This is a genomic window from Sphingomonas zeae, assembly GCF_014197135.1.
GTDB lineage: Bacteria > Pseudomonadota > Alphaproteobacteria > Sphingomonadales > Sphingomonadaceae > Sphingomonas > Sphingomonas zeae.
Genome location: NZ_JACIFA010000003.1, coordinates 1 through 23,407, shown reverse-complemented (window position 1 = coordinate 23,407; position 23,407 = coordinate 1). Strand labels below are relative to the sequence as shown.

General features: G+C 64.4%; 13 protein-coding genes, 1 tRNA gene, 3 pseudogenes and 1 other annotated feature. Of the genes and pseudogenes, 12 read left to right on the top strand and 5 right to left on the bottom strand.

Annotation, left to right across the window (positions count from 1 at the left end):
- Positions 1 to 50 precede the first annotated feature (50 nt).
- A complete protein-coding gene (locus GGR45_RS05470; protein ID WP_175312310.1) occupies positions 51 to 3,197 on the top strand; it encodes a TonB-dependent receptor in 3,147 nt (1,048 codons plus the stop codon).
- A gap of 95 nt (positions 3,198 to 3,292) precedes the next feature.
- Positions 3,293 to 5,908 (top strand): GAF domain-containing hybrid sensor histidine kinase/response regulator, encoded by a 2,616-nt coding sequence (locus GGR45_RS05465; RefSeq protein ID WP_175312311.1) that lies wholly within the window; start codon positions 3,293 to 3,295, stop codon positions 5,906 to 5,908.
- 7 nt (positions 5,909 to 5,915) lie between these two features.
- Here GGR45_RS05465 and GGR45_RS05460 read toward each other — a convergent pair whose 3' ends face one another.
- Positions 5,916 to 6,497 (bottom strand): DUF2076 domain-containing protein, encoded by a 582-nt coding sequence (locus GGR45_RS05460; RefSeq protein ID WP_175312312.1) that lies wholly within the window; start codon positions 6,495 to 6,497, stop codon positions 5,916 to 5,918.
- A 319-nt stretch (positions 6,498 to 6,816) separates the two neighbouring features.
- Between GGR45_RS05460 and GGR45_RS05455 the strand changes: the two are divergent.
- The 4 genes and pseudogenes from GGR45_RS05455 to GGR45_RS05440 all read left to right on the top strand — a co-directional run.
- A pseudogene (locus tag GGR45_RS05455) lies at positions 6,817 to 7,836 on the top strand (glycoside hydrolase family 43 protein); the annotation flags it as partial.
- A 228-nt stretch (positions 7,837 to 8,064) separates the two neighbouring features.
- Positions 8,065 to 9,135: an arabinan endo-1,5-alpha-L-arabinosidase gene (locus GGR45_RS05450; protein ID WP_285139377.1), complete on the top strand. Its 1,071-nt coding sequence runs from the start codon at positions 8,065 to 8,067 to the stop codon at positions 9,133 to 9,135.
- Positions 9,136 to 9,248: 113 nt separating this feature from the next.
- Complete coding sequence (locus tag GGR45_RS05445; protein WP_175312315.1) at positions 9,249 to 10,187, top strand: Gfo/Idh/MocA family protein; 939 nt, start codon at positions 9,249 to 9,251, stop codon at positions 10,185 to 10,187.
- Positions 10,188 to 10,272: 85 nt separating this feature from the next.
- Positions 10,273 to 11,190, top strand: coding sequence for an ATP-grasp fold amidoligase family protein (locus GGR45_RS05440; RefSeq protein WP_175312316.1), 918 nt, complete (start codon positions 10,273 to 10,275; stop codon positions 11,188 to 11,190).
- Here the strand turns inward: GGR45_RS05440 and GGR45_RS05435 are convergent.
- The gene (locus GGR45_RS05435; protein WP_246358065.1) at positions 11,187 to 11,909 is read right to left on the bottom strand and encodes an arylesterase; all 723 of its coding nucleotides are present in this window, start codon (positions 11,907 to 11,909) and stop codon (positions 11,187 to 11,189) included. The two genes, GGR45_RS05440 and GGR45_RS05435, sit on opposite strands and share 4 nt — an antisense overlap.
- Positions 11,910 to 11,933: 24 nt before the next feature.
- Here GGR45_RS05435 and GGR45_RS05430 point away from each other — a divergent pair, with 24 nt between their 5' ends.
- From GGR45_RS05430 to GGR45_RS19645, 6 genes and pseudogenes are all read left to right on the top strand, one after another.
- On the top strand, positions 11,934 to 12,608 hold the full coding sequence (locus GGR45_RS05430) for an ABC transporter ATP-binding protein (RefSeq protein ID WP_175312317.1): 675 nt from the start codon (positions 11,934 to 11,936) through the stop codon (positions 12,606 to 12,608).
- Complete coding sequence (locus tag GGR45_RS05425; RefSeq protein WP_175312318.1) at positions 12,605 to 15,100, top strand: ABC transporter permease; 2,496 nt, start codon at positions 12,605 to 12,607, stop codon at positions 15,098 to 15,100. Before GGR45_RS05430 ends, GGR45_RS05425 begins: the two co-directional genes overlap by 4 nt.
- A gap of 340 nt (positions 15,101 to 15,440) precedes the next feature.
- The gene (locus tag GGR45_RS05420) at positions 15,441 to 18,494 is read left to right on the top strand and encodes a TonB-dependent receptor domain-containing protein (RefSeq protein WP_336621508.1); all 3,054 of its coding nucleotides are present in this window, start codon (positions 15,441 to 15,443) and stop codon (positions 18,492 to 18,494) included.
- Positions 18,495 to 18,504: 10 nt separating this feature from the next.
- A complete protein-coding gene (locus tag GGR45_RS05415; RefSeq protein ID WP_415640763.1) occupies positions 18,505 to 19,662 on the top strand; it encodes a DUF2332 domain-containing protein in 1,158 nt (385 codons plus the stop codon).
- A 314-nt stretch (positions 19,663 to 19,976) separates the two neighbouring features.
- Positions 19,977 to 21,758, top strand: a complete 1,782-nt coding sequence (locus GGR45_RS05410; RefSeq protein WP_246358063.1) for a methyl-accepting chemotaxis protein — start codon at positions 19,977 to 19,979, stop codon at positions 21,756 to 21,758.
- A gap of 129 nt (positions 21,759 to 21,887) precedes the next feature.
- Positions 21,888 to 22,533 (top strand): annotated as a pseudogene (locus tag GGR45_RS19645) (IS3 family transposase); the annotation flags it as partial.
- Positions 22,172 to 22,287 (top strand) — a sequence feature (AL1L pseudoknot). Its footprint overlaps the pseudogene before it by 116 nt.
- Before the next feature lie 99 nt (positions 22,534 to 22,632).
- Here the strand turns inward: GGR45_RS19645 and GGR45_RS19995 are convergent.
- The 3 genes and pseudogenes from GGR45_RS19995 to GGR45_RS05390 all read right to left on the bottom strand — a co-directional run.
- Positions 22,633 to 22,779 (bottom strand): annotated as a pseudogene (locus GGR45_RS19995) (phage integrase central domain-containing protein); the annotation flags it as partial.
- A complete protein-coding gene (locus GGR45_RS19640) occupies positions 22,776 to 23,126 on the bottom strand; it encodes an Arm DNA-binding domain-containing protein (RefSeq protein ID WP_246358062.1) in 351 nt (116 codons plus the stop codon). The pseudogene GGR45_RS19995 and the gene GGR45_RS19640, both read right to left, overlap by 4 nt.
- Positions 23,127 to 23,312: 186 nt before the next feature.
- Positions 23,313 to 23,389 (bottom strand) — tRNA-Met (locus tag GGR45_RS05390).
- Between the last annotated feature and the right edge of the window lie 18 nt (positions 23,390 to 23,407).

Sequence of the window (23,407 nt, the reverse complement as noted above, 5' to 3'; positions counted from 1 at the left end):
TAATCCGCATGTCGCGACGAACGACAGCGGGTCGCAAGAGAGGACCTGACATGAAATCCGTGCCCACCATCCGCCTCAGCCGCATAGCCCTGCTATGCGCCACGGCCGCTGGCGCGATGTGCGCGTCGACCGCCTGGGCGCAGGCAGTCCCCCCGCCCCAGGAACAGACGCCGGCCGACGGGCAGGACAACGGCCCCTCTGTGCCGCCAGCGCCCCAGACCGTCGACAGCCAGGGCACCGCCGCCGAGGACATCGTCGTCACCGGCTATCGCTCGAGCCTGGCCAAGTCGACCAATGCCAAGCGGGCTTCGACCGGCTTCACCGACTCGATCTTTGCCGAGGATATCGGCAAGTTCCCCGACACGAATATCGCGGAATCCTTCAACCGTATTCCGGGCATCACCATCACCCGCGACGTGACCGGCGAAGGCACCAACGTCGCCATTCGCGGTTTGGGATCGAACTTCACCAACGTCACGCTGAACGGCGCACCCATCGCGGTCGCCTCGTCGGGCTCGACCGACGCGCAGGGCACCGACCGCTCGGTCGACCTCAGCTTCTTCCCGACCGATCTGTTCACCAAGCTGACCGTGAACAAGAGCTACACCGCCGACCTTCTGGAAGGCGGCGCGGCAGGCAATATCGACCTGCGCTCGGCACGCCCCTTCGACCGCAGCGGGCCGTTCCTAGCCTATAATATCCAGGGCTCGAAGCAGACGCCCGAAGACCGGATCGGCGCGCGCGGCTCGCTGATTGGCAGCTGGCGCAACGACACCTTCGGCGTGCTGGCCGGCGTTTCGGCGCAGCGGCTGTTCACGGACACGCGCGGGTTCGAGACGATCGGTTATACCAACCCGCAGCTGACCGCCGCGCAGTGTGGCGCGACGAGCGGTTGCAACGGCACCGGCGGCGGCAACTGGACGATCCCGGCGACAGTGCCGGTGGGCGCTGGCGGTGGACTGGTACCCGGCACGGTGATCGACCGCAACTTCCTGCTCGCCAACAACCCGGGCGCCACCATTCAACAGATCGACAACGGCCTGCTCCCGCGCCTGGGCCGCGTGACCAGCATTCGTGGCCCGCGTGACCGCGTCAACGCGATCGTCAGTGCGGAATATCGCCCGACCGACGAGCTGCATTTCTATGTCGACGGCCTGTACGGCTTCAAGAAGAACGAACTGACCCGCGAAAACATGGCGTGGATCGTCCGCAACGGCGCGATCATCCCGACCAACCTGACCTTCGACAAGTCGGACTGCAGCGCGGGTTGCACCGTCACCGGCGGCACCTTCGCCAACGCGCAGTTCTTCAACGAATTCCGCCCCTATACCGAAACGACGCACCTCTGGAGCGTCAACCCCGGCGCCGAGTGGCAAATCGACGACAAGCTGAAGCTGAACTTCCAGGGCAACTACGCCCGGTCGACCTTCCACCGCGAAAGCCCGACCGTCGGCATGACGACGCCGCTCGGCGTCGGCAATACCGTCACCTTCTCGAACACTGGGGGCATCCCAACGATCACCAGCGCGCTGGACCTGAACGATCCGAAGAATTTCGGCTGGTATGCGGGCAGCCGCGTGAACCTTCAGGACGAACGTCGTCTGAACATCAACAAGGGACTTCGCGGCGACCTGACCTGGGGCGATACCGCACTGAACCTGAAGGTCGGCGGCGCCTATGACGACACCTCGCGCCGGATCCGCGGTTTCGACAACAGCCAGTTCTGGCAGAACGCGGTTTGCGGCAACAATCCGAACGTCGCCGTCCCCTCGCCCAACTCGCAGCCGCCCTGCGAAGGCCTCAACGCGCCGGGCGGCGCGCCTGCTGGCTATCCGACCTATCCTGGCTATGGCACCGGGTTCAGCTCGGGCATGAGCGGCCCGGTCAGCTATGGGGGGTCGCTGATCCCCAACAGCGCCGCATCCAGCTATTTGTCGCCAGGGCCTGCCGGCTTCGTGACGGTCAACTGGCCCGCTTTCGCCAAGGCCAGCAACTACCAGTTCTTCCACGACAACGCGCCCGAGAATGGCGGCGCGAACACCGGCGCCAGCGCGGGCTTCATCCGCGAGGTCGTGAAGTCCGCCTTCGCCACCGTCAGCGGCGCGCAGGAACTGGGTGGCAACACGCTGCGCTTCAATGTCGGCCTACGCTACGTCAACACGATCCAGACGATCTCGGGCCGCGTGTCGCTGCCCGATCCGCGCAATACGACCGCCACAGGCGCGTCGCTGCCCGATGGCAGCCGTTACCCCAGCATCATCAACATCGCCGAGACGCGCAACGTCTATTCGGAATGGCTGCCCGCCGCGACCTTCGCCTATGACATCGGCGAACATGCGGTGGTGCGCGTCGCGGGTTCGCGGACGATGACGCGGCCCGACCCGTCGGCGCAGCTGCCCGGTATCAACTTCGGTGCGCCCTCGGCCGATCAGGCGTCGATCGGCAACCCCGCACTCGCGCCCTATCTGTCGACCAACCTCGATCTGGGCTTCGAATATTATACCGGACGCGAAGGCGTCATCAGCTTCAACGCGTTCCGCAAGTCGCTGGAAGGGTTCACCACCACCGCGATCAGCACGGTGCCCTTCTCGAACCTGGCGCAGTACGGCATCACCTATGACACGTTGAACCCGACACAGCAGATCGCGATCAACGCGCGTGGCGGCCCCGGTCAGGCCCAGGTACAGGTCACGTCGCAGGTCAACGTACCCAACAAGCTGACCATCAACGGCCTGGAATTCCAGTGGGTTCAGCCGCTCGACTTCCTGACCCGCGCGATCGGCATCACCGGCTTTGGCTTCAACGCCAACGCCACCATCGTCGACCAGCGCAGCGACGGCCCGGCGATCGCCTTCGGTGTGGCACCCTTCACCTACAATATCACCGGTTATTACGAGAAGAACGGTGTGATGCTGCGCGTCGCCACCACCTCGCGCCAAGGCGCGCAGAACAGCGGAGCGGCGCAGAACGGCATCCCGAACGCGGCCCTGTTCGGGACCGACTATACCACCTATGATTTCTCGTCCGCCTTCGACCTGGACAAGATCTTCGGTATCCCGGGCGCACCGCAGCTGACCATCAACGTCGCCAACTTCACCAACGCGACGCTGCGTTCTTACTTCCAGTTCGAGAATGCGACTTTTACCCAATATAAGCCGGGTCGGCAGTTCCTGATCGGCCTGCGCGGTACCTTCTAAACGTTCCATATCGTCATAGGACGAAGGCCCCGGTGAACGCCGGGGCCATTTTTTTTGGGTGCATGGTGCCGATCGGCGTTATCGGGTATCCGGTCATGGTGACCGACGACCAGACATCGCTGAACGTGCCGCCCTTTTTGAACGGCGGCGGTGACTGCGCCGATCTGATCGCCCGGATGGACTGGTCGGCCAGCCCGCTCGGTCCCGTCCAGAGTTGGTCCGTCTCCCTGACGATGTCGCTCGCCATGCTGCTGCGCTCGGCCGTTCCGCTCTTGCTGCTATGGGGCGAGGACGGAGTCATGATCTATAACGACGCCTATGCGGCGTTGGTCGGGGATGGCCACCCTGCCCTGCTCGGAGCCAAGGTCAGCGATGGCTGGCCCGAGCACAGCGACTTTAATGACAAGCTCATGGCCCTCGGGCTCGGCGGGCGGACGTCGCATTTTTCCGATCTGCCGCTGACGATCCAGCGCGAAGGGCAAGAGACGCGAGCCTGGGTCAACCTCGACAGCTCACCGGTGACCGATGAGCACGGGCAACCGGCGGGTGTGCTGTGCATCCTGGCCGAGACAACGGAGCGGGTACTTGCCGAGCGCCGGGCGGCGTTCCTGTTGAACCTGGCTGACAAGCTCCGCGCGCTGGAGACTCCGGCCGAGATCATGGCTTTGGCGGCGCAGCGGCTTGGACAGGAGCTGTCGGCCAGCCGCGTCTTCTATGCCGAAATCACGACGCGCGGTTGGATGACCGTCGAACGGGATTATACCCGTGGGGTATCGTCGATCGTCGGCCGTCACTCATTGGAGAGTTTTGGTCCGGACCTGTTGGCGGCCTATCGCGATGGCGCGCCGGTTGTTGTCACCAATGTCGGCGCGGACGAGCGGCTGAGCGAAGGTGCGCGCTCGGGACTTCAGGCGCGCCAGGTCGGCGCGTTCGTCGACGTGGTCCTGTTCCAGGAGGAGCAATGGGTCGGCCTGCTGGCGGTGCAGAGCGCGGCCCCGAGAATCTGGAGTCCGGAAGAAGAGGCGCTGATCCAAAATGTCGGCGAGCGGGCCAGGGCCGCGGTCGAGCGATCCCGTGCCGAGTTGGCCCTGCGCGAGATGAAGGACACATTGGAGCAACAGGTGGTCGAGCGGACCGCCGAGCTTCGCCGCTATCACGAGATCGTCGAGGCGATCACCTCGCCTATCTGTGCCTTCGATACGGACTATCGGATCATCGCCTTCAACAAGGCGCATAATGAAGACTTCCGGCGCATTTACGGTTTCGAGACCCGGATCGGCGACGTTTTTTGCGACCTGTTCCTACCCGATCAGCGCGTCGCCATGCGGGCACTGATGACCCGCGCGCTGACCGGCGAGCATTTCACGGTCACCGAAGCCCTTGGCAGCCCGGATCTGGGCGTCTCGACATGGGAGATCAGCTACACCCCGCTTTGCGATGCCACGGGCCGAGTGATCGCCGCCTTCCACCATGCCACCGACATTTCCGAACGCCTGTCGGCGGCGGCCGACCTGGAGACGGCACAGGAAGCATTGCGCCAAAGCCAGAAGGTCGAGGCGATGGGCAACCTGACCGGCGGGGTTGCGCATGATTTCAATAATCTGCTCACCCCGATCATCGGCTCGCTCGACATGCTGATGCGCAAGGGCTCGGGCACAGCGCGGGAGAAGCGGCTGATCGACGGGGCGCTGCAATCCGCCGAGCGGGCCAAGACGCTGGTTCAACGCCTGCTCGCCTTCGCCCGTCGCCAGCCGCTCCAGGCGACGGCGGTCGATCTTGGCCAACTCGTCGACGGCATGACGGATCTGGTCGGGTCGACGGTCGGTCCGACCATTGCCGTGGAGGTGGACATAGCCACTGGGCTGCCGCCCGCCAAGGCGGATGCAAATCAACTTGAAATGGCACTGCTCAACCTGTCGGTGAATGCGCGCGACGCTATGCCGACGGGCGGCACGCTGTCCATCGCGGTCAAGCCGCGCAGTGTAACAAGCCAGCAGATGCCGGGGGTACCGGCGGGCGACTATGTCTGCCTCAGCGTCCGTGACACCGGCATGGGCATGGACGAGGCGACCAGACAACGCGCGATCGAGCCCTTCTTTTCGACCAAAGGCGTCGGCAAGGGGACGGGCCTCGGCCTCTCCATGGTGCATGGCTTGGCCGCGCAGCTTGGCGGTGGTCTGACGATCGAAAGCACGCTGGGACAAGGCACGGAGATCACGCTCTGGTTGCCACTTAGCGATGTCGCGGCGACGGCCAAGATATTCTTGGCGCCCAACTCGGCGAAAGCCCAAGGCGTCGGCACGGTCCTCCTGGTGGATGACGAGGATCTCGTCCGCATGAGCACCGCCGATATGCTGGCCGATCTGGGATATGGCGTGGTCGAGGCGTCGTCCGGGGCGCAGGCGCTGGAACTGGTGCAGGCGGGTTTGCGTCCCGATCTGCTCGTGACCGATCACCTCATGGCGGGGATGAGCGGCGCACAACTGGCCCGCGAACTCCAGGGCAAGCTGCCCGAGCTGCGCTCGCTCATCGTGTCAGGCTATGCCGAGGTCGAAGGGCTGGATGTCGAAGTGGCTCGGTTGACCAAGCCGTTCCGCAGCGAGGAACTGTCCACCAGCCTTGCCGCGATCGGGGCGCGGGTGCCGGTTCCCCCCGACATTTCCGGGATGAGGCTGGCGGACCGGAGCCCCGACGCGACCGAGGTCGGCTGATCCCGCTTCAATAGTCGTCGGAGCGATCATAGTCTGAATTGCCGTCATCGAAACGGCTGCCGTCATCATCGTCAAAATTGTTGATGGTGATGTTTTCCGGGCGATCCGTGAAGCTCTGACCGCCGCCGAACAGGCCACCGCCTCCGCGATGGCCGAAGATGTCGGACAGTCCCGAGAACAGCATTTCGCCGCCGACCACGCCCGCCGCCGTGGTGCCGGCGCTGCGCAGGAAACTGCCCAGACCACCGCCATTGGAGAACACGCCCGGCCTTGCTTCGGGCGGGGGCGGAGCATAGCTTTCCGGCGCCCGCGAGCCCCAAGGACCGCCAGCCCCTTGCGGCAGGAAAGAGCTGCCGGCGGACGCGGGTGTGGCCTCTTGCTGGCGTTCCAGTTCGGCGATCCGCTGCTGCGCCGCGTGAAGCGACTGATCGGCGACGATCGCATGTTGGACCAGCAGATAGGCCGCGTCGGGATTGGACGAAAGCGTCCTAGCGATCATCCCATCAGCCTCCGGATCCTTCGCGCCGGGGCGAGCGGCGGATAGCTCATTGAGGAAGCGAGTCAGAAGCGTGCGTTCTTCGGCGTTCATGAGTGCACTCCAGTAATGCGCCCCGAAGGTTGTCGAACTGTATGGCAAATCAAGATCCCCGGTCGCGGATGACCGATTATTCACCCGATCGGTATCTTGCCTCCACCCTTCGAGCCGCCCTCCTGCTCGTCCCCTCGCATTCCTGTTACAGCCCATTCCGTCAGGCGCCGGCTCCGCCACCATTCACATTAGACCATGGATTTGTCTTGTCCGAGTTTTGGGCTAGGCAAGGATGTCGGCACGCGACAGCGACGATTCGAACAATATGGTCGACCGATCTCCGGCGGGGACGGTGCGGCTGATAGGCGGAGGATGGAAGATGCTAACCCGACGTGCATTCATGGCCGGTACGACCGCCGCCATGGCTCTGCCGACGATCGCCAAGGCAGCGGCGCCCACGATCGTCAATCCGGTGGTGCGGCAGCGCGCGGATGCCCAGGTGTTTCGCCATACCGATGGCTGGTATTACATGACCGGATCGGTTCCGGAATATGACCGGCTGGTCCTGCGTCGCTCGAAAACGCTGGAGGGACTGCATAAGGCGGCCGAGCGGGTTTTGTGGCGGCATCTGCCCAGCGGTCCGATGTCGGGCTTCATCTGGGCACCCGAAATGCACCTGATCGATGGCCGGTGGACCATGTACTTCGCAGCGGGGCCAAGCGGCGGCGGCGAGGACGTATTCCGCATCCGCACCTTCGCGGTCGTCTGCGACGGGCCGGACCCGATGACCGGCAACTGGTCGGTGCTGGGCCAGCTTCAGACGGAGTGGGACACATTCAATCTCGACTCCACCAGCTTCGTCCATAAGGGCCAGCGCTATCTCGCCTGGGCGCAGCGCGAGCCGGGGATCGAGACCAATTCCAACCTGTACCTCGCCCCGCTCAAATCGGCGCTGACACTTGCCGCCAAGCCGGTGCGCCTGTCGGTACCCACGCTGGAATGGGAAATTCAGGGCTTCAAGGTTAATGAGGCGCCTGCCCTGCTTGCCCGTAACGGTAAGCTTTTCATGACTTATTCAGCCAGCGCCACCGATGCCCGTTATTGCATGGGGATGCTGTCCTGCAACGCCGATGCGGACGTGATGAACGCGGCCAATTGGGCGAAGTCGCCGGTGCCCGTATTCCAGACCTCGGTCGAGCATCGGGTGTTCGGACCCGGGCACAATAGCTTCACCGTCGACGAACATGGACGCGACGTGCTGGTCTATCATGCGCGCGATTATGCCGCGATCAAGGGTGACCCCCTGTTCGATCCCAATCGTGATACGCGGATGCAGTATTTCCGCTACCGCGCCGACGGCTCCCCTGATTTCGGCCAGCCAGTCGCCAACGGGCCGCTTCGTCGGGTTTGAGATCGCGGCAATAGTCCGAGAAATGCCAATCAGGTGCCTCGCGTTTGCGCGGGGTCACCAGGGTCAACCTTATGCGGATGAAGCAGTCGGAATATTGCCGCTTTGGCGATGTCGACGACGGGGCCTTCGCGATCGGGAGGCGCTACAGCTTCAAATGATACCATGACGGGCGGGCCAAGAAGTCCGCCCGCTCCTATTGGGGGAAGGATTCCGACTGTGAAGCGTATTACCTTGCTCGCACTGCTTGTCCTTGCCTCTGCCTGCGGTTCGGGCAACGGCGGACTGGCCATCGCCCCCGCCGCCAATGCGCCGACCTCGAGTCCCCTGCCTGCGCCGAGTTCCGCCACGCCCGCCGCCGGAACGCTCGCGCTGATCGGCGATATCGGTGCGGTCCATGATCCGGCGATCCTGAAGGACGGCGCTACCTATTATCTGTTCACCACCGGCAATGCAGGCAACGAAGGAGGCCTGCTGGCGTTGCGCACGTCCACCGATCTTCGGGACTGGACCCTGCGCGGTCCCAGCTATTTGTCACTGCCCGCATGGTCGAAATCCGCCGTGCCGGGCGCGACAGGCATGTGGGCGCCCGATATTTCTAAGGTGAATGGCCAGTATCGCCTCTATTATTCCATCTCGACCTTTGGAACGAACCGGTCCGCGATCGGCCTGGCCACCGCGACCAAGATCGACCCGAACGCTCCTGCGGCCAATTGGGTCGATCAGGGACCGGTGATCCGGTCGCAGACCAGCGACAACTTCAACGCAATCGACCCAATGACCTTCACCGACGCCAGCGGGAATGACTGGATGGTCTTTGGAAGCTATTGGTCGGGGATCAAGCTGATCCGCCTCGACCCGATAACCGGTTTGCGGCTCGCCGGTGACCCCGCCCCGCATGCGCTGGCTGAACGCCCTGCGCCGGATGCGGTGGAGGGGCCGTACATCATCCGGCACGGCAGCTATTACTATCTCTTCGTGTCGTTCGACGCCTGCTGCCAAGGGGTCAAGAGTAGCTACTATACCGTCGTCGGCCGCTCGTCCGCGCCGGACGGCCCCTATGTCGACCGCGACGGCAGGGCGATGCTCCAGGGCGGCGGGACAGTCGTGCTGACCAATGGACGAGGCGACGGCAGCCGCTTTATCGGACGCGGCGGTGTCGCGGTGCTTCAACAGGCCGATGGCGACTTTATCGTCTATCACGCCTATGACACGCAGCGGAACGGCATCCCGACGCTTCAGATTCAGCGGCTGGGCTGGACGACCGATGGGTGGCCCGTCGCGCAATAGGGCGGGGCGCCTCTGGCTGCGGCCTCGAATATGGACCTGCCATCGGCGCGTGACCGCCGTTCCCGGCAACGCTTCGAATGTTATAGGCGCTTTTCGAGGGTTTGGAGACGGCCATGCGGGTATTGATGACGGGCTTGGGAGATATCGCGCACAAGGCCTATCTCCCGGTGCTTTCCGCACTTCCCCAGATCGAACTGCACCTTGCGACCCGGAACCAGCCGGTGCTTGAAGAGGCGGGGCGTCGCTTTCGCGTGGCGGGGCTTCATGCCAGCTTGGCGGCGGCCCTTGCCACCGGCCATTTCGACGCCGCCTTTGTCCACGCCGCCACCGATGCGCATCCCGCGCTGGTGCGGACCCTGCTTGAACGGCGCATCCCGAGCTTCGTGGACAAGCCGCTCGCCGCCGACCTGGACGAAGTCGAACGACTGGTCACCTTGGCCGATCGGCAGGAGACGCTGTTGACGATAGGGTTCAACCGTCGCTTTGCGCCCAGCCATGTCGCGCTGACCGGACTGCAGGCAGACCTGATCGTGATGGAGAAACATCGGCATCGGCAGCCGGACGTTTCGCGGCGTGTGATCTACGATGATTTCATCCACGTCATCGATACCCTATTGTTCCTCGCTCCCGGTCCCGTGCAGCGACAGAGTATCGAGACGCGCGTCAAGCGCGACATGCTGATCTCGGTGACGTTGGTGCTGGCGGGCGAAGGGTTCACCGCCATCGGCACGATGCACCGCAATAGCGGCCTGAACGAGGAACGTCTCGACGTGATCGGAAACGGCCAGCGCCATTCGGTTCTCAACATGGCCGACGAAATCTGCATGGACGGACGCGAATGCCGCCAGCGTCGGGGCGATTGGGTGACGGTTGGAAGGCAGCGTGGGTTCGAGGCGATGTGCCTCGACTTCCTGACAGGCGTGGAAGAGCGCCGCCCAACCAATTCGGGCGATATCCTGGCAACGCATCGCCTGTGCGAGGCGATCACGGTTCACGCGGAGCAATTCCGATCGCATGCCATGACTGGATCACAACAGATTGCTATGCCATGACATTGTGGGCAATGCGCCTAAAGTGACTTATCGTCTCCTGAATCCAGGGATCGTCGCCGTGAAGGGTTCATCTGAACCGGATGCCATGAGGCGCGAAGCGGCCCTGCCGATGACCCGTGCGTTCAACCATTTGATCGCGGGGACACATTTCGCCCGCCGTTTCGGCCGCTGGCCGCTCCCGGCCGAGGCGCCTGGCGCTCTCATCAACGACGTCATTTTCGATCGGATGATCGACACCCGTTGGTCCGAACTGCACCGGACATTCATCGACAAGGAAACAGCAAAGATCGAGGCTAAGCAGCGGTACCCCGAACTGGGTGTCCCGGAAACGCTGATGGTCATCCCGTTCGAGACGGTAGAGTCGGTCGACCACTTGTTCCGACTGCTCCAGCCCTTCATCGGGACCGACGCGGTCGCAAAGCCCACCCATGCCAGCGGCGGCGTGACCTTCCTGCGCGATCTTACCGAGCCATCCGAACTGCGTGCGCTCCACGATCTGGCCTCCCGCGACTACGCGACGCTATTGCGCGAGATGCAATATGCGGGTTTGGAGCGAAAGATTATCGTCGAGGCGATGATCCCGACCCATGGGTCGGTACCAGACGATTACAAATTCCACTGCATCCATGGCGAGCCGCTGATCTGCCAGATAGACCATGCAAGGTTCGGCGAATCGTGGAGCCGCCTGTTCCGCGTTCCCGACTTCACGCCCATGGACGTGACGGACGGACTGCGTCCTCCGGCTGGATTCGCCCCTGCCGCGCGGGATCGGCGTGACCGGATGGTTGCCGCTGCCCGAGCTCTGTCCGCCCCCTTCGCCTTCGTCCGTGTCGACCTGTATGACGGTCGCGATGCCATCTATTTCGGCGAGCTGACCTTCACGCCTGCCGCGTCGCTCGGCATCGCCCCCTCGGCCGCGGGTGTGCATGAGGAAAACCCGACGCACCGCATCTATAGCCGTATCCTGATGGACGCGCTCGCCTCCGGCGGTGCCGGGACTTAATCCGCCAGCCGTTTCGCCACCAGAGGCGTAACACGGTCGGCGATGCGGGCGACGCCGGTCGCATTGGGATGGACACCGTCCGCCAGCATCAACGGTCGCTGGCCAAGGACGCCCTGCAGAATGAACGGATCGAGATCCGCATGATGCTGGCGCGCAAGATCGGGCCAGATCGCATTGAACCGATTGCCGAAATCCGGCCCGAGATTGGGCGGCGCCATCATGCCGGTCAGGATCACCGGGATGCCGCGACGGTCCAGTTCGTCCAGCATCGCCGCCATATTGGCACGCGTCTCCGTCGGATCGAGCTGGCGCAGCACGTCATTACCGCCAAGGCCCAGCAAAACGAGGTCCGGCTTCGCCTTCATCCGGTCGAGCGTGAAGGCCAGGCGCCGTCGCCCGTCGGCGCTGGTATCGCCGGAGACACCGGCATTCACCACCGTCGCATCGATGCCCTGCCCGCGCAGCCGAGCCTGAATCGCATCGGGAAGGCTCTGACCGCGCTCCAGGCCATAGCCCGCGTAAAGGCTGTCGCCAAAGGCGAGGACGACCCGCTTGGGTCCGGACACCGGCACGGACGAGGCCGCCGCCGTGGCAGCCGTTGACGTTGGCGCGGAGACGTTCGTCACGGGCAGCGGCGCGTCGCGCTTGGTATCGCAGGCCGATAGCATCCCAGCGACTTGGAGAAGCGCGGCACTGGCCACATATGGCATCTTCGTCATCTCTGTCGTGGAATCCCCGTAACTATGGTCGCTGGCAATATGGTCATCCGGGCTGCGGATGTAAGGCTGACGCTCGGCGGAGCCGCGCCGGTCGAGATTCTGAAGGGCATCGACCTGGAGGTGGCGGACGGGGAAAGCCTGGCATTGCTGGGGGCGTCGGGCTCGGGCAAGTCCTCGCTGATGGCCGTTTTGGCCGGGTTGGAGCGCGCGACATCGGGCATCGTGGAGGTTGCGGGAACCGACTTTGGCACGCTGGACGAAGACGGACTGGCGATCGCGCGTCGCGGCCGGATCGGAATCGTACTCCAGGCCTTTCACCTTTTGCCCACCATGACCGCGCGCGAGAATGTCGCCGTGCCGATGGAATTGGCCGGCCATCTCGACGCCTTTGCCCGCGCGGAGGCCGAACTGGCGGCGGTCGGATTGTCCCACCGGCTGGATCATTATCCCGCGCAACTGTCGGGCGGCGAACAGCAGCGGGTCGCCATTGCCCGCGCGCTCGGCCCCCGCCCCCGGATCGTCTTCGCCGACGAGCCGACCGGCAATCTCGATGGGGCGACTGGGGGCCGCGTGATGGACCTGTTGTTCGACCGCCGCGCCGCGACTGGTGCCACCTTGGTCGTCATCACCCATGATCCGGCGCTGGCCCGACGGTGCGACCGTGTCGTCGAACTCTCCGATGGCCGGATCCTCGCATGAGCGGATGGTCGCTCGCTTGGCGGCTCGCTCGGCGTGAGCTTTCGGTCCGGTTTCGAGGGCTGCGGCTTTTGCTGCTGTGCCTGTTCCTCGGTGTCGGAGCGCTGGCCGCGATCGGCAGCCTGGGCGAGGCGATCGGCGGCGAACTGACGGCACGCGGCCGGATATTGCTGGGCGGCGACCTGGAACTTGCCGTGTCGCAGCGTCAGGCCGATCCAGCCGAACTGGCGGCGATGCGCGCTCTTGGACGGGTGTCGGAAACCCTGCGAATGCAGTCGATGGCCGTTACCGCGCGGGGCACGACCGCGCCGGTCCAGCTGAAGGCTGTCGATGCCGCCTATCCACTATATGGACGGTTGGTCCTAGCAGATGGCCGGATAGTCCGGGCTCCGAACGACACGAGCGTCTGGATCGGTCGGGGACTCGCCGAGCGCCTGGCGGTCGGCCAGGGCGATCTGCTGCTATTCGGCCGAGCGCCGTTCCGCGTCGGCGGGATCATCGCAGACGAGCCCGATCGGCTGGGTGAGGGCTTCACCCTTGGGCCGGTGGCGATCGTCTCGCGCGCCGGACTCGACCGCACCGGGCTGATTCAGCCCGGCAGCCTGTACGAGACCAAATACCGGATCGCCACGCCTGACGAGCCGACGCGGATCGGCAAGACCTTCGAACGCCGCTTCGCCACAGCCGGTTGGGAGACGCGGACCCGCGACCGCGCATCACCCGGCGCCAGCCGCTTCGTCGCACGCATGGCGGAGTTCCTGACCCTGGTCGGGCTCGCCGCACTGGTGATTGCCGGGATAGGGGTGGGCAACGGCGTCAGCTCCTATCTGGAGGCCCGGCGTGGGACCATCGCGATGCTCAAGGTCCTTGGCGCGACGTCAAGGCTGGTCGCGCAAATCTACCTTTTGCAACTGCTCGCGGTGGCCGGGGTCGGCATTGTGCTCGGCTTGGCGGCTGGGATCGTGGCGGTTCCGGTCGTCGGGCTCGCGGTAGGGGCGGTATTGCCGATCGCGCCGGGACTGACGATCGCGCCCGTGCCGCTCGCCCTGGCGGCGGCTTATGGTCTGCTGATCGCGCTGGCCTTTTGCGCGCCGCCCCTCGCCGCGGCGAGACGGGTTCCGGCCGCCGCCTTGTTGCGCGGCGTGCTGGATGCCCGCGCGGGCGGAGGGTGGCGAGGCAGCCTCTGGGGCTTGTCGGCAGGTGTCCCTATCGTGGCGCTCGCGCTAACCACCACCGGGCGTCCCGCCTTTGCCGCGGCGTTTCTGGGCGCGACGGCTGCGACACTGGCGGTGCTTGTCGGGATCGGAATGGCGGTCCGCGCCATAGCCAAGCGGCTTCCCCATCCACGCCGCCCGCTGCCCCGCATGGCGCTGACCGCGCTTTATCGTCCGGGATCGCGGACCGTATCGCTGGTCGTCGCGCTGGGCCTCGGCCTGACCCTGTTCGTCCTGCTCGCCAGCATTCGGACAAGCATTGATGGCAATATCCGCCGCTCGGTTCCTGCCCGCGCGCCCGCGCTGTTCGCGCTCGACGTGCCCCCCGAGCGCGAGGCTGCGTTCCGCGACACCATCCGGGCGGTCGCGCCCACCGCCCGGATCGCCACCGTTCCGCTGATGCGCGGCACCATCACCGCCTATGGGTCAACCCGGGTTGCCGATCTGAAGACCATCCCCGATGGCGCCTGGGCGCTTCGGGGCGAACGTGGGTTGACCTTTGCCGCAGCGTTGCCCCCCGGAAGTTCGCTGACTGCCGGGCGGTGGTGGAGTCCGGCGGAGGCGCGCCAGAGTCTGGTGTCGATCGACGAGCGATTGGCGAGCGCGCTCGACCTGCGGATCGGCGATCCTTTGACCGTCTCGGTGCTGGGCGTCGAACGCACCGCACGGATCGCCTCGTTCCGGCGGATTGCGTGGGACACGCTGGGGTTCAATTTCGTGATGGTATTCTCGCCGGGCGCGCTTCAAGACGTGCCGCACAATCTGGCGGCGACGATCGACATGCCGGCCTCCCGGGACGCGGCCGTCACGCGGGCTCTGCTGCCGCGTTTCCCCTCGACCTCGGTCGTTGAGGTCGGCGGCGTGTTGAAGCAGATCCAGGACGTTGTCGGCCAGATGGCGACGGCGATTACTGTCGCGGCCGGGATCGCGGTACTGGCGGGGATTGCCGTGCTGCTCGGCGCGATCGCGGCGGCGCGGGCCGCGCGAACTTATGACGCGGTCATGCTGAAGGTGCTGGGCGCCACGCGACGACAGGTGCTGGCAATACAGGCGATGGAATATGCGCTGCTTTCGGCGATCGTCGGCCTGGTGGCGCTGGTGCTCGGCGCAGGCGGCGGGTGGTTCGTCGTCACACGCGTTTTCCAGTTCGAATGGCTGCCCGGATGGGCAGTCATTTTGACGACGCTCGTGACGGGGGCGCTAGCGACCGTCCTGATCGGCGTCGCCGGGAGCCTGCCGGTGCTGAGATCCAGACCGTCAGCGGCGCTCCGGGCATTGTAGAGCGCCGCCAGCCCATGCCGGCCGGAATCCGGTGAAACAGGAATGTCGGGCTGGCAGGGATCCGCTGCGGTCCCTTACCGGGCAGCACCAGGGACAGCTCCCGTCATGAATAGCTGCCGAAGACTTTTTAGTTAAATAGTTCTGAATGCGGCGCCTTACGGGGTGAATAATTTCTCCGCCCAAGTCCATCCCGTCATGTACTCTTCCTCCGCCGCGCAGTCCTTCATCTTTAACGGCTCAGTAACTTTGCGAATGATAGGCGCCCGCCGATCACGTCCAACCGCGGCGTGATGAGTAACGGCAACAAGCGTTGCTGCCGCGTCTCAGGGGGAAGCGTTAAGTGAATTCGATCAATTCAGCATTGGGAAAACTGCGTCTCGGGATTTCGACAGCGGCTTTGCTGACCGCGATTGCCACCCCGGCCTATGGGCAGGAAGCAGCGCCCGGCCAGACCGCCGCCTCCGCCGAGCAGGACACCTCTGCCCTAACGCAAGGCGAACAGGACGTTCAAATCAAGCAGGCCGCTCCCGCTGCTGCCCCGACGGGGGAAGGTGCCACGGTCATTGTCACCGGCACGCTGTTCCGCGATTCGAACGCCAGCTCGATCTCGCCCGTGACCGTAGTGAACTCCAACGTGCTGCAGCGCGCGAACATCACGACGGCGCAGGACGCCATCCGATCGGTCTCCGCCGACAGCGCCGGTTCGATCTCGACCGGTTTCAAGAACGGCTTTTCGGCAGGTGGCGCGGCGGTGTCGCTGCGCGGCCTGGGCGTTTCGTCGACCGTGGTGCTGATCGACGGCCTGCGCAATGCGAATTTCCCGCTGAACGACGACGGCCATAACGCCTATGTCGACCTGAACTCGATCCCGTTCAGCACCATCGAGCGCATCGAAGTGCTCAAGGACGGCGCATCCTCGACCTATGGCGCCGACGCCATCGGCGGTGTGGTCAACCTCATCAGCAAAAAGAACGTTCAAGGCATTTCGGGCTCGGTCCAGGGCGGCACCACCGAAAAGGCCGACGGATCGCATTACCGCGCGACGCTGACCGCCGGTATCGGCGACTATCGCGAGCAAGGCTTCAACTTCTACGTCAACGGTGAATATACCTATGACGGGTACATCACCAACAACTCACGCGGCTACCCGTTCAACACGCTGGACCTGAGCCCCAGCGGCCTGCAGGACCGCAATCGCAACGACGACTCGTTGCTCGCCGCCAACCCGCAGGCGGTCGTCACCCGCGTCCAGCAGACCGACCTCAACAATCCACTGGCGGGCCAGGTCGGCGCGCCGCCGACCAACCAGTATCGCCTGCTCAATCCGAATGCCTGCCCCTTCGGTACCTTCACCGTGACCTCGGGCGCGGCGCAGGGCACCGGCTGCAAGCACAACCTGCCCGACGAATATGGCATCATCCAGCCGCGCCAGGGGCGCTATTCGACCACGGCGCGCCTGAACGTCCGCCTTGCCGAGGGCTGGGAAGCCTTTGCCAGCGGCAGCTATTCGCATTCCGAAGTCGACATTCGCGGCACCCCGTCGGCCATCCGCCAGACCCAGCCCTTCGGTGGATCGGCGGCGCTGGCGTCCAGCAGCCCCGGTATCGTGCTGCCCATGTATGTCTGCTCGGCGGGCGTGAACTGCGCCAACGCCGCGGATCGCCGCCTGAACCCCAACAACCCCTATGCGGTGGCGGGCGCCGACCCGACGCAGAGTGCCGCGCGCATCTATTACCTGTTCGGCGACATTCCTGCGGGCAGCCACCGTTATGTCGACGTGTTCCGCGCGACCGGCGGCATCTCGGGCGATCTGGGCAACGGCTTCAAGTTCCGCCTGAACGGCGTCTATGCGCGCGACAATTTCGCCGTGACGCAGCGCGGCTTCATCAACATCCAGGGTCTGCTGAACGCGGTCAACACCGGCGCGTACAACTTCGTCAACCCGGAGCAGAACACGGCCGCCGTGCGCAACCAGATCTCGCCGGAGCGGACCACCCCGTCCTATTCGACGGTCGCGACGATCGGCGGCTCGCTGCTGAAGTCGCTGATGGAACTGCCGGGCGGCGACCTCAATGTCGGCGCCGGTTTCCAGATCCGTCGCGAGACATTGATGAACCGCAATCAGAATGCGGACCTGTCCTATTACGCCCTGAACACCTCGTCGGCCCAGGGTCGTCAGACCGTGACCGCCGGCTTCTTCGAGATCGACGCGCCCTTCGCGCGCTCATTCGACCTGAACGTCTCGGGCCGTTACGACCATTATTCGCAGGGCTACAGCCACTTCTCGCCGAAGGTCGGTGCGAAGTTCACACCGGTTCGCGAATTCTCGCTGCGCGCCACCTATTCGCAGGGGTTCCGCGCACCGACCTTTGCGGAATACAACCCGGCCAGCAGCTATTCGGGCTTCTCGTCCTTCACGCCGCCGAGCAATTTTATCGCGGCGCATCCGGGCAATCCGGCCTACACGACCACGTACAACATCGGCAGCGGTGCCCAGGGCAACCCCGACATCCTGCCGGAAGTGTCGCGCAGCTTCACGGTCGGTACGATCGTAAACCCGGCACGCTGGCTGAATTTCACCGTCGACTATTACAACATCCGCAAGTCGAACTTGATCGTCAGCGGACCAATGCGCGCCGAGGCGATCAAGGCCTATTATGGCCAGGCCACTGCAACCGACGCCTGTGCAGCGCTTGCAAAGGTGGGTCCCGGCTATAAGTGCAACGTCATCGACGCACCCGATCCCGTCAACCCGAACGCCCTCCCCCGTCTGCTGGTGTTCGACGTGCCCTACGTCAACGCCAACTACATGGTCAGCTCGGGCATCGACATGCAGGCCAATGCGAACTTCCAGTTCGCCAACGGTGTCAAGTTCATCAGCCGTGTCGACGTGACCCGCGTGCTTCGCCTCGACCTCGTCACCCCGGCTGGCGTCACGCAGAAATATGCGGGTACGCTCGGGCCGTACGAACTGTCGTCGGGTGGTGGCACGCCGCGCATCCGTGGCAACTGGCAGAACACCGTCGAATTCGGCAATTTCTCGTTGACCTCCACGACCTATTATGTTGGTCGGATCAAGCAGGTGGCAGCTGATCGGATCGAGCCGGTCAACGGCGTCATCGATCTATCCTGCAAGAACACGCTGGTGCCCATCACCCCGGGCAGCGACGTGAGCAACCAGTGCTTCATCCGTCCGTTCATTTACACGGACCTGAACATGGGCGTGCGGGTCAATGACCAATTCCGCTTCTTCTTCAGTATCCAGAACCTGACCAATGCCCGCGCTCCGCTGGCGGCGGCAGCCTATACCAGCAATCCGAACTATCTGAGCAGCTGGCATTATGCGGGCTTGGTCGGCCGCAACTTCAGCGCTGGGGCGAACTTCAACTTCTGATCCTGACGATATGTGGGATGCGCATCGGGACGGAATGCCTCGCCGTCCCGATGCGTGTTGCCAGTTCTTAACCTTGCGGCGTCATAGGCGGCCCATGCAGTCGGAGCGTTCCATAGCCATGTGTCAGGAGTCGGAAGATCCGACCGCGCCGCCGAGCGAATTGTACCGACAGTCGCAGGTCATGCGAGCGATCGGAACGCCTTTCGTCGCCGATTTATTGGCCGCCGTGGACCGGCAGCTCGACAATGCCCCGCTCAGCGCCGCGTTGATCCGGTCCTGGGGCAGCACTGCCGCATCCTCTGCAATCGCCATGCGGGTCAACGCGGCGCTTCACGCGCTGGCCCGGCGCGGCGTCGAACCGCAGCTCGCCGCCCTCTATGCCGGGCGGCATAACCGCTTTGACGAAGCGGTCGCGCTGGCGCTGGCGAGTCATGACGAATTTCTGGTCGATTGGTTGCTGCGCGTTCCACAGACCAACGAGGTCGGCCGCGCCGCGGCCTTGTATGCCGCCCTCATGGTGCTGGCCGAGGAATATGGCCATGGGTTCGAGCTGTTCGAGATCGGGGCGAGCGCGGGATTGAACCTCAACCTGGCACGTTATGCTTATGACCTTGGGGGGCTGAAAACGGGCGAAGCGAACTCGACGGTGCGGATAGCCCCAGCGTGGCGTGGACCGACTCCGCCGGATGCCGTCGTGACCGTATGTGCCGCACGAGGCGTCGATCTTCACCCGCTCGACGCGAAAGATCCGGCAGCATGCGAGCGGCTCGCCTTCTTCGTCTTTGCCGACCAACCCGAGCGCGCAACGCGCCTAGAGCAGGCGCTGGACATCGCCCGTCGGCATCCCCCACGTCTGGATACGGGCGACGCGGCACGCTGGCTGGCGGCGCAAGTCGCAAAGCCCGGAACGGATCACCAGCACCGCGTCGCCCTGCATTCCATGGTGCTCCAATATCTGCGGCCGGAAGACCGGATGGCGATCGAGGCCACATTGCTGCGAGCCGGAGCAGCCGCGACAGCAGCTAGGCCCTTCGCCTGTATCGGTTTCGAATGGGACGATGCCCGCGAGCGCGTCGAACTCCGCCTGCGCTCCTGGCCGGACGGGCGCGACCGCGTGCTCGCCCATTGCCACCCCTATGGCGCCTGGATCGAGTGGCTGGCAGCCTGACCCATATTAAGGTTGATGAAGATCAATAAGCTTCATCCATATTTAACTTCGCGTGCTTAGCAATTGTCCGATGAAAGAGAGGGTTGACGTGATATCATGGCGATAAGGCAGTGCGCGGCGGTGATTACGATGTTTACAATATTGTATTTTGGGGCATCGGCCCTCGACTGGCCGCTGCCTGCCCCCGCCGCGATCGCAAATGCGTCACCAAACACCCCGTCCAGTGACCGTCAACAATCCATTGCTTTGATGGCCGCGACCGGCATTGATCGATGCCCATCTTCCCTGATCCGCCTTGCTGAGAGAAACGCATAATGTTCGCGAACATGAACATCCCCAAGAAGCTGGGTGTCTCGTTCCTGACCGTCAGCCTTTCGGCCGCGATCATGACGATCGTGTTTTTTGCCAATATCTGGGAAATTCGCGACGCGACCAAGCGCAACAATCATGCGCAGGAGGTCTATGCCAAGGCGCTGACCCTCGAAACCTCTATCCTGCGTGAAAACAGCCAGTTGCGCGGTTTTCTTGTCACGGCGGACAAAAGCTATCTCAAATCCTATGATGAGGCTCGTAAGGATTACGACGCCACGAGCCGCGAACTGACCGCGATGCTGACCGACCCGGCCGAGCTGGCCCTGGTCGCCAAATCCCATGCGGAGACGGCCAAGTGGCGGCGGAACTGGAGCGACCGGCTCACCCGCTGGGTCAAGGAAGGGCGGCGCGACGAAGCGCAGCAAGCGGTTCGGGACGCGGGCAAGGCCGTGCTGACCAGCGACATCGTGCTGCCGCTTCGGGCCATTCGCGACCAGGAAACCGCGGCCATCGCCAGCAATGCTGCCTCGCAGGAAAACGCCATCGGTACCGCCATCATCGCTCTGGTCCTCGGCGGGGTCATGCTGATCGGCGTCGTCGTGACTTTGCAGATGATCCTGAGCCGGAGCATCGCCCGGCCGATCACCACCCTGACCCGGCTGATGGGCGAACTGGCGCGTGGCCGCAACGACATCGATGTGCCGGGCAGCGAGCGGGGCGACGAACTGGGGGACATGGCGCGCGCCGTCGTCGTCTTCCGCGATGCCGCCAAGGCCAAGGTCAGCGACGACTACGAGCGCGAACAGGCGTTGCAGGCGATCGGCGCCGGCCTGCACAGCCTGTCGGAGGCCGATCTGACCGTCCGCCTCACCGACCTGCCGCCCTCCTTCCACCAGTTGGCGGCCGACTTTAACCGCGCCGTCCAGAATCTCTCCGGGCTGACCAGCGACGTGCGCGGCAGCGCTGGCGCCATCCGTGCGAATATCGAGGAAATCCGGCAGGCCACCGATCATTTGTCGGCACGAAGCGAGCAGCAGGCCGCAAGTCTGCGCGAAACTGCGGCGGCGGTGGGCGAGATCACCCAAGGCGTCCGCGAGGGCGCCGCCAGCGCCAGCGAAGCCAATCGCGCGGTGACAGAGGCGCGGGACGAGGCCGAAAAGGGCGGTCAGATCGTTGCCAAGTCGATTACCGCGATGAATGGCATCGACCAGGCCAGCCGCGAGATCGTCGACATCATCACCGTCATCGACGGCATTGCCTTCCAGACCAATCTCCTCGCGCTCAATGCGGGCGTCGAGGCGGCACGTGCCGGCGATGCGGGCAAGGGCTTTGCGGTCGTCGCCTCCGAAGTCCGCGCGCTGGCGCAACGTTCCGCCGACGCGGCATCCGACGTCAAGGCGCGCATCCTCTCAGCGATCGAGCACGTCCGGTCGGGGGTGGTGCTGGTCGACGAAACCGGCAATGCGCTTCAGCGGATCATCGGCAAGGTTTCGGATGTCACGACCGTCGTCGACGTGATCGCGCGCTCCTCCGAACAGCAGGCGCATAGTTTGAGCCAGGTCAATATCGCGATCGGCGAGATCGACTCGGTCACCCAGCAAAATGCCGCGATGGTCGAGGAATCGACCGCGGCGGCCAGCCTGCTCGCCCAGGAATGCGGGACGCTGATGGCATCGGTGATGCGCTTCAACGTCGACACGATCTCTACCTCGGGCTCGTCCGTGTCCGCCAGGCGCCATCGGACGGACGACTTCGGTCGCCCATCCGCGATCCGCGCGGCCTGATACCAGCGTGGCGTAGCAGGAGCTCCGAAATCGTGCGGCATCTGGCCTGAAGGTCCTCGAAAATGGGACGGGGTGCCGGCGAACCCCGCCGGGTTTGTCGAAGGCCTCACCTCCCGAGGGGAAGGGGCTATGACAAGCGGGACGACCCACAAGTTTTCACCTGGGGTCCGCGCCCGTGCGGGGCGGATGGTGCTGGACCATGAGAAGGATCACTCGTCGCGCTGGGCGGCGTTAGCGTCAACCGCGGCGAAAATCGGCTGCGCGAACCAGACGCTGCACGAGTGGGTAAAGAAAACGCAGGTCGATAGCGGCACGCGCGGCGGGGTGCAGAGCGACGTCGCCGAGCGGATGAAGGCGCTGGAGCGGGAGAACGGCGAACTGCGCCATGCCAACGAGATCCTGCGCAAGGCAAGCGCGTATTTTGCGATGGCGGCGCTCGACCGCTCGTTTCGGCGATGATCGCCTTCCTCGATGACCACCGGGAAACCTATCGGTCGAGCCGATCTGCCGGGTTCTGCCGATCGCCCCATCTGCCTATCATGCTCACACTGCCAGGAATATCGAGCCGACCAAGAGGTCGGCTCGAGCTCGGCGTGACGATGCGCTTGGGCCAGAGATGCGCCGTGTGTTCGAGGAGAACTTTCGCGCTTCCGGCGTGCGCAAGGTCTGGCGGCAGCTGCGGCGCGAAGGGGTCGACGTCGCCCGCCTTATGCGGGCGACGGGCCTGGCCGGCGTGATCCGTGGCAAGCCGGTTCGCACCACCGTCAGCGGCCGGACTATGTCGAGTAGGCGGCTTGGGCTTGAGTAGCTGACCGAGATGTTCAGCCGGATCACGCTCAGCCCAGCCATGCGCGATGGCAAAGCGATAGACGTGGCTGACATGCTGCTTGAGGCGGCGGCTGACGTCGAGCGCGCCGCGCATCTCAACCCGTCGCACCATCGCCAACACATCGGTCGGCGTGATGACACTGAGCGCGAGTTTGCCGAGGGTCGGAAAGGCATCACGCTCAAGCCGGGTCAGCAGCCTCGCAGCATGCCAGCATCAAGTGCATTGAGGCGGTGGCCATGCCATTTGCGCGCCGCCTCCTCGAAGGTCATCTGCGCCCTGGGCCTGTTCGACGCGCCCGGATCACCCCCCTCGCCCAGCACCACTTTGACCTTGGCGCGGCGCAGCCGCGCCTCCGCGAGTGAGACCGCCGGATAGGCACCAAAGCTCAAGAGCTTTTCCTTGCCGCCATAGCGATACTTCATCCGCCAGAGCTTGGAGCCGTTGGGGCGGACGAGAAGGTAGAGGCCTTCGCCGTCGGTGAGTTTATAGTCTTTTGCCCGCGTCGTCGCGTAGCGGACTTCGAGCTCCTTGAGGGCCATGGGGGTATCTCCTGCCGAGGCGGCGATGATACCCACGAAAATACCCCCAAAGGCAAATCGACGTCCTGGCATCGAGAGGCCTCGACTGAGACGCGATGAGAGCCGTTGAGCGAGAGCTAACTCACGAAAAAAGGGCACAAAAAAGCCGCCTCGGGGTATCCTGAGGCGGTTTGGTTGTTGGTGATATGGTTGCGGGGGCAGGATTTGAACCTGCGGCCTTCAGGTTATGAGCCTGACGAGCTACCGGGCTGCTCCACCCCGCGCCAATTCTGGAAGGTGTG

Bases quoted from the DNA above. Each gene is read 5' to 3' on its own strand.
- GGR45_RS05430 (WP_175312317.1), top strand. From the start codon at position 11,934: ATGGTCGCTGGCAATATGGTCATCCGGGCTGCGGATGTAAGGCTGACG.
- GGR45_RS05445 (WP_175312315.1), top strand. From the start codon at position 9,249: ATGCGGGTATTGATGACGGGCTTGGGAGATATCGCGCACAAGGCCTAT.
- GGR45_RS05460 (WP_175312312.1), bottom strand. From the start codon at position 6,497: ATGAACGCCGAAGAACGCACGCTTCTGACTCGCTTCCTCAATGAGCTA.
- GGR45_RS19640 (WP_246358062.1), bottom strand. From the start codon at position 23,126: ATGGCCCTCAAGGAGCTCGAAGTCCGCTACGCGACGACGCGGGCAAAA.
- GGR45_RS05435 (WP_246358065.1), bottom strand. From the start codon at position 11,909: ATGACGAAGATGCCATATGTGGCCAGTGCCGCGCTTCTCCAAGTCGCT.
- GGR45_RS05470 (WP_175312310.1), top strand. From the start codon at position 51: ATGAAATCCGTGCCCACCATCCGCCTCAGCCGCATAGCCCTGCTATGC.
- GGR45_RS05440 (WP_175312316.1), top strand. From the start codon at position 10,273: ATGAGGCGCGAAGCGGCCCTGCCGATGACCCGTGCGTTCAACCATTTG.
- GGR45_RS05410 (WP_246358063.1), top strand. From the start codon at position 19,977: ATGTTCGCGAACATGAACATCCCCAAGAAGCTGGGTGTCTCGTTCCTG.
- GGR45_RS05425 (WP_175312318.1), top strand. From the start codon at position 12,605: ATGAGCGGATGGTCGCTCGCTTGGCGGCTCGCTCGGCGTGAGCTTTCG.
- GGR45_RS05465 (WP_175312311.1), top strand. From the start codon at position 3,293: ATGGTGACCGACGACCAGACATCGCTGAACGTGCCGCCCTTTTTGAAC.
- GGR45_RS05415 (WP_415640763.1), top strand. From the start codon at position 18,505: ATGTGGGATGCGCATCGGGACGGAATGCCTCGCCGTCCCGATGCGTGT.